6 protein-coding genes are annotated in these 6399 nt (G+C 57.5%); 5 read left to right on the top strand and 1 reads right to left on the bottom strand.

The window, feature by feature from the left end; translation table 11 throughout:
* The first annotated feature begins 83 nt into the window (after window positions 1-83).
* The 5 genes from E2L05_RS16050 to E2L05_RS16030 all read left to right on the top strand — a co-directional run bounded on the left by E2L05_RS16050 (window position 84) and on the right by E2L05_RS16030 (window position 5133).
* The gene (locus E2L05_RS16050; RefSeq protein WP_133341967.1) at window positions 84-1394 is read left to right on the top strand and encodes an ABC transporter substrate-binding protein; all 1311 of its coding nucleotides are present in this window, start codon (window positions 84-86) and stop codon (window positions 1392-1394) included.
* A 121-nt stretch (window positions 1395-1515) separates the two neighbouring features.
* Window positions 1516-2382: a carbohydrate ABC transporter permease gene (locus E2L05_RS16045; protein ID WP_133341968.1), complete on the top strand. Its 867-nt coding sequence runs from the start codon at window positions 1516-1518 to the stop codon at window positions 2380-2382.
* Between the two features lie 2 nt (window positions 2383-2384).
* The gene (locus tag E2L05_RS16040; RefSeq protein WP_133341969.1) at window positions 2385-3215 is read left to right on the top strand and encodes a carbohydrate ABC transporter permease; all 831 of its coding nucleotides are present in this window, start codon (window positions 2385-2387) and stop codon (window positions 3213-3215) included.
* 10 nt (window positions 3216-3225) lie between these two features.
* Window positions 3226-4230 carry an ABC transporter ATP-binding protein gene (locus E2L05_RS16035; RefSeq protein WP_133341970.1) on the top strand — a complete coding sequence of 335 codons (1005 nt, stop codon included), beginning with the start codon at window positions 3226-3228 and terminating at the stop codon, window positions 4228-4230.
* A gap of 129 nt (window positions 4231-4359) precedes the next feature.
* Window positions 4360-5133 carry an L-iditol 2-dehydrogenase gene (locus E2L05_RS16030; RefSeq protein ID WP_133343884.1) on the top strand — a complete coding sequence of 258 codons (774 nt, stop codon included), beginning with the start codon at window positions 4360-4362 and terminating at the stop codon, window positions 5131-5133.
* Window positions 5134-5320: 187 nt separating this feature from the next.
* Here E2L05_RS16030 and E2L05_RS16025 read toward each other — a convergent pair whose 3' ends face one another.
* Complete coding sequence (locus tag E2L05_RS16025; RefSeq protein WP_133343883.1) at window positions 5321-6094, bottom strand: FadR/GntR family transcriptional regulator; 774 nt, start codon at window positions 6092-6094, stop codon at window positions 5321-5323.
* Between the last annotated feature and the right edge of the window lie 305 nt (window positions 6095-6399).

Genomic DNA, 6399 nt, shown 5'->3' with positions numbered 1-6399 from the left:
AAAGAGGCTTGACTGGAATCGATGGTTGTGTGAGCAATTACTCATATGTTGAGTTAATGCTCACATTTTTAGGGAGGACTACCATGACGAAGAGAACCCATGCGCTTTTGGGCGCGTGTGCTGTTGCCGCGTTGTCGACTGCAGCTTTTGCTCAGGACACGATCACGATTGCGACCGTGAACAATGGCGACATGATCCGTATGCAGGGCTATACGGATACGTTCACCGAGCAGACCGGCATTGAGGTCGAGTGGGTGACACTTGAAGAGAACGTGCTGCGTCAGCGGGTCACCACGGACATCACCACCAAGGGTGGCCAGTTCGATATCATGACCATCGGCATGTACGAGACGCCGATCTGGGGCGCCAACGGCTGGCTTGTTCCGCTGGACGGCATGTCTGCCGAGTACGATGTCGAGGACATTCTGCCTGCCATGCGCAACGGGTTGAGCCACGATGGCACGCTTTATGCGGCGCCGTTTTATGGCGAAAGCTCCATGGTCATGTATCGCACGGATCTGATGGAAGCTGCCGGTCTTGAAATGCCGACTGCTCCGACGTGGGAATTCATCCGCGAAGCCGCTGCGGCGATGACTGACCGCGACAACGAGATCAACGGCATCTGCCTGCGCGGCAAAGCTGGTTGGGGTGAAGGCGGCGCGATCATCACCGTCACGGCCAACTCATTCGGTGCCCGCTGGTTCGACGAAGACTGGACTGCCCAGTTCGATCAGCCCGAATGGGCCGAAGCGATCAACTTCTACGTCGACATGATGAACGAGTCCGGCCCGCAGGGCTTTGCGACCAACGGCTTCAACGAAAACCTGTCGCTGTTCCAGCAGGGCAAGTGCGGCATGTGGATCGACGCAACTGTTGCGGCGTCCTTCGTGACCAACCCGGACGAGTCGACCGTGGCCGACTCGGTTGGCTTCGCTCTGGCGCCGAACAAGGACGGTGTGTCCAAGAAGGCGAACTGGCTCTGGGCCTGGGCGCTTGCGATCCCTGCGGGCACCCAGAACGAAGAGGCTGCCAAAACCTTCATCGAATGGGCGACCTCGAAAGAGTACATCGGCCTGGTTGCGGCCAACGAAGGCTGGGCCAACGTGCCTCCGGGTGCCCGTGCATCGCTGTATGCGACACCTGAGTACCAGGAAGTTCCGTTCGCACAGATGACGCTGGACTCGATCCAGGCGGCGGACCCGAACAACCCAACGGTTGAGCCGGTTCCCTATGTTGGCGTCCAGTTCGTTGCGATCCCCGAATTCGCTGGCATGGCCACCGAAGTCAGCCAGGAATTCTCGGCAGCTTACGCCGGTCAGCAGACCGTCGAAGAAGCGCTTGAGAAGGCGCAGGCGATCACCAACGAGACCATGGAAGCCGCTGGCTACCGCTAAGCTTCGGCAGTGAATACCCGGGGGGCGGTACATCCGCCCTCTGGATCTGTTTTCCTCGAATTTGCACAGAAATTTGATTGGGCGCCGCGTGCCGCCGCCCGGCAATGAGGAGTTGCATCCAATGGCAACCAAAGCTTCCCGATCCGCAGCCCGCATAATGATTGCCCCGGCAGTTATTCTGCTTCTGGGCTGGATGCTTGTTCCGCTGATCATGACATTGTGGTTCTCGTTCCGGACCTATCTGCCGCTGCGTGGTGGCGATCAGGGCTGGACCGGATTTGACAATTACGTCCGATTTGTCTCTTCGTCGTCTTTCTGGCCGTCGATCATGACCACGCTGACCATCGTGGTGTCTGTTTTGGTCATCACTGTGGTGCTGGGCATTTTGCTGGCCATGCTGCTGGACCAACCGATGTGGGGCCAGGGCGTTGTCCGGATCCTGGTGATTGCCCCCTTCTTCGTGATGCCGACCGTGTCCGCGTTGGTGTGGAAGAACATGTTCATGGATCCGACGAACGGCCTGTTCGCCCATTTGTGGCGGTTCTTCGGGGCCGATCCGATCAGTTGGATGTCTGATGCTGCGATGCCGTCGATCATCATGATCGTGAGCTGGCAGTGGCTGCCTTTTGCAACGCTGATCCTGCTGACGGCGATCCAGTCGCTGGACGGGGAACAGCTGGAAGCCTCTGAAATGGATGGTGCTCCACTGCTCAAGCGCTTTTATTACATCATCCTTCCGCATCTCGGACGCGCGATCACCATCGTGATCCTGATCCAGACGATCTTCCTGCTGGCTGTCTTTGCAGAGATCCTGGTGACAACGGGCGGCGCATTTGGAACCCGAACCCTGTCGTACCTGATCTTCCAGCGTGTTCTGGAAAGCCAAAACATTGGTCTTGGCTCCGCCGGTGGCGTCTACGCCATTATCCTTGCAAACATCGTGGCGATCTTCCTGATGCGGATCGTCGGCAAGAACCTGGATAACTGATCATGTCACGAGCTGTTACACCCCGCCGCAAGCTGATCAACACCACCATCGCCTGGGCGATTGGCTTGCTCATCTTCTTCCCGATCCTGTGGACGATCCTGACGTCCTTCAAAACCGAAGGGCAGGCGATCGCGAGCCCGCCGATCTTCCTGAACTTCGACTGGACGCTGGAAAACTACGCCGTCGTGATGGAGCGTTCGAACTATATGCGCTTCTTGTGGAACTCGATCATCATCGCCGGTGGTTCCACGATCCTTGGTTTGATCATCGCGGTTCCCGCGGCCTGGTCCATGGCCTTTGTGCCCTCCAAGCGGACCAAGGATATCCTGCTGTGGATGCTGTCGACCAAGATGCTTCCCGCGGTTGGCGTGCTCTATCCAATCTACCTTCTGTTCATTGAACTGGGTCTGCTGGACAGCCGCACGGGTCTGGTCATCGTGATGATGCTGATCAACCTGCCGATCATCGTCTGGATGCTGTACACCTATTTCCGCGAGATCCCGGGGGAAATCCTGGAAGCTGCGCGGATGGACGGTGCCGCCCTGAGGCAAGAGGTGCTGTATATCCTGACGCCGATGGCCATTCCGGGCATTGCATCGACCATGCTGCTGAACTTCATTCTGGCCTGGAACGAAGCGTTCTGGACGCTGAACCTGACCGCGGCCAAGGCGGCCCCGCTCACCGCGTTCATCGCCAGCTATTCCAGCCCGGAAGGCTTGTTCTACGCAAAACTCAGTGCAGCTTCGACAATGGCAATTGCGCCGATCCTGATCCTTGGCTGGTTCAGCCAGAAACAACTCGTCCGTGGCCTGACCTTTGGCGCGGTGAAGTGAGGAAACGACTATGGGACAAATAACACTCGAAAAAGTCACCAAAAGCTTTGGCGACGTCAATGTCATTCCGCCACTGGACCTGCAGATCAACGAAGGCGAGTTTGTGGTCTTCGTTGGCCCGTCAGGCTGCGGCAAGTCCACCCTGCTGCGGCTGATCGCCGGGCTGGAGGATGTGACCTCGGGCGCGATCAAGATCGACGGGACCGATGCCACGAACTTGCCGCCCGCCAAGCGCGGTCTGGCCATGGTGTTCCAATCCTATGCGCTTTATCCGCATATGTCGGTGCGCAAGAACATCGCCTTCCCGCTGAAAATGGCGAAGATGGACCCGGCAGAGCAGGAGCGGCGCGTGAACTACGCCGCCAAGGTGCTGAACCTGACCGACTATATCGACCGTCGTCCGGGGCAGTTGTCGGGCGGCCAACGCCAGCGTGTCGCCATCGGCCGTGCCATTGTGCGCGAACCGTCGGCCTTCCTGTTCGACGAACCGCTGTCGAACCTGGATGCGTCACTGCGGGTCAACATGCGTCTGGAAATCAGCGAATTGCATAACTCGCTGGCCACCACGATGATCTATGTGACCCACGATCAGGTCGAAGCGATGACCATGGCCGACAAGATCGTCGTGCTGCGGGCGGGCAATATCGAACAGGTCGGATCCCCGCTGGAGCTGTATCGCAACCCGCGCAACACCTTTGTCGCCGGCTTCATCGGCTCGCCGAACATGAACCTGTTCAGCGGCGCTGCCGCAGCCGAACACGGCGCGGCCACCATCGGCATCCGCCCCGAGCACATGGACCTGTCCACCGAAACCGGCACCTGGAAAGGCGTCGTAGGCGTGGCCGAGCACCTTGGTTCCGACACGTTCCTGCACATCCACGAAACGGGCCTGGCCGAAATGGTCACCGTCCGCGCAAGCGGAGAGTTCGCAGTCAAACACGGCGACACAGTCTACCTCACTCCCCAGGCAGACAAACTCCACAAGTTCGACAAAGACGGACTAAAAATCGCGTAAACCAACCGGGCCGGAATAAAAACCGGCCCAATGAAATGCGTTCAGCCTTGTCGTGAATCCCGATACCCTCTAGCGCCCGCTCAAAGTAAACAGACGTGACAAGTTCGACTGTAAGGGAGGGAAATTGCCATGAGACGTTTGGAGGGAAAGTCAGCCTTGGTGACCGGCGCTGCCCGAGGGATCGGTCGCAGCTTTGCCGAGGCTTATGTTCGTGAAGGCGCGACCGTCGCGATTGCTGACATAAACCTTGCGGCGGCGCGGGACGCCGCAGCGGAAATTGGTGAGCAGGCCTATGCAATTCAGATCGACGTTGCATGCCAAGACAGTATTGACCACGCCATCGCGTCGGTTGTCAGCACGGCGGGCAAGCTCGATATCCTGATCAACAACGCGGCCTTGTTCGATGCCGCAGAAACCTTGGATATCACGCGCGAAAGCTATGATCGGCTTTATGCGGTCAACGTTGCGGGAACGCTGTTCACCATGCAGGCCGCGGCACGTCAGATGATCGCACAGGGGCATGGCGGCAAGATCATCAACATGGCAAGTCAGGCGGGGCGCCGGGGCGAAAGCCTTGTCTTGGTCTATTGTTCGACCAAGGCGGCGGTCATTTCCATGACACAAAGCGCAGGTCTGAACCTGATCAAGCATGGCATCAATGTGAACGCCATTGCGCCGGGCGTTGTTGATGGTGCCCATTGGGACCATGTCGATGCGATGTTCGCCAAACTGGAAGGCAAGTTGCCCGGGCAGAAAAAAGCAGAGGTCGCAGCAGGCGTCCCCGCAGGGCGCTTTGCGGTGCCGGAAGACTTGACCGGCATGGCCGTTTTTCTGGCTTCTCAGGAAAGCGACTATATCGTCGCGCAGACATACAATGTTGACGGCGGACAGTGGATGAGTTGACGGTGGATTGCGGCATGTTCGCTGCCGAGCCGAGAACACCGCCTGCGACATGCCGCTTTCCAGAGGTCTTTTTGATGTCGACCGCGAGGCCCCCCAGACTTAGTCACATGTGCTTGGGGCATGCAAAACTGATGGAAAGGTCTGCGGGGGCGTCAGTGCTTTAGTGGCGGGCGCTATGGCCAGCCCCCTAGCGAGACATCATCCTGCGCTTTTCGGCCAAAACTTCGCGGCGGCGCAGTTCAAGCCCGGTTTTGAACGACTTTTCAACAAAGTCGATATGGTCGAGTGCTGCTTTTTGAGCGCGCTCTTCATCCCCATCGATCACTGCATTTCCCAATTCAAGATGCTGCTGCAAAAGCATTTTCCCCGACCCGTCAACAGATCTTAAGAAGTCGCGATTGTAGAAAACACCTTGCCGGGTCAAATCATAGATCGATGCCATCATATGGATCAAAGTTGCATTCTGGCTGGCATCGACGATGGCGGTGTGCAGCTTGAAATCCGCCTCTCTGGACGCCTCAAGATCACCCGATTTCCAGGCGAGTTGGGTTTCTTCCAGTATCTCTGAAATGCGTTCCTTGTCGGCGGTTGTTGCCCGCGACGCGGCCAATCGGGCGGCAAAGCCCTCCTGCTCGCGGCGGTATTCCAGGTAGTCAAAGAAAGCTGGTTCATGGCGTCCGTAAAGGGACAAAAGCGCCGGAAGCATCGCTTGCCCGGTGAGCGGGGCGACGAACGTGCCTTCCCCGTGGCGCGTGGTGACCAAGCCGCGTTCTTCCAGAACGTGAAGCGCTTCTCGCAATTTGGGCCGTGAGACACGGAGCGTTTCCGCCAAATCACGTTCGGACGGAAGTTTCCGCCCCTGTTTGAGTATCCCCGAAGCGATCAGCTCTTCGAGTTGTGCGATCACGGCTTCTGCCAGCGATTCGTGTCCAATAGGTTCAAAGAGCGACGTAGGGGTCATGGGATATTTCCTGCGTTCAGTCCGCCGTTAATCCAGTGGTTCAATAAAATAACCTTTTCAAGTTGAACTGCAAGCCCGACAGTTTGCGCGTGCGTTTTCAAAAGTTTCAGATTTGATAGTATTTTGGTGTGATCTTGCCGGTTTTGAAGGTGAAATCCGTATTCAACCTTCGATTTTCTGTTCCACCCTGCGCCCGCGTCATAGTGTCGGTGGTAAATAAACTTGTTGACCGAAGGAGAAGGTAAACATTATTTACCATCATGAGGGTGTCGGAGGAACCGGCGCCACTCTGCGGAACACCGGTT

The sequence above is a fragment of the Meridianimarinicoccus aquatilis genome, from assembly GCF_004358675.1.
Classification (GTDB): Bacteria; Pseudomonadota; Alphaproteobacteria; order Rhodobacterales; family Rhodobacteraceae; genus Meridianimarinicoccus; species Meridianimarinicoccus aquatilis.
This window is presented reverse-complemented; position numbering and strand designations above follow the sequence as displayed.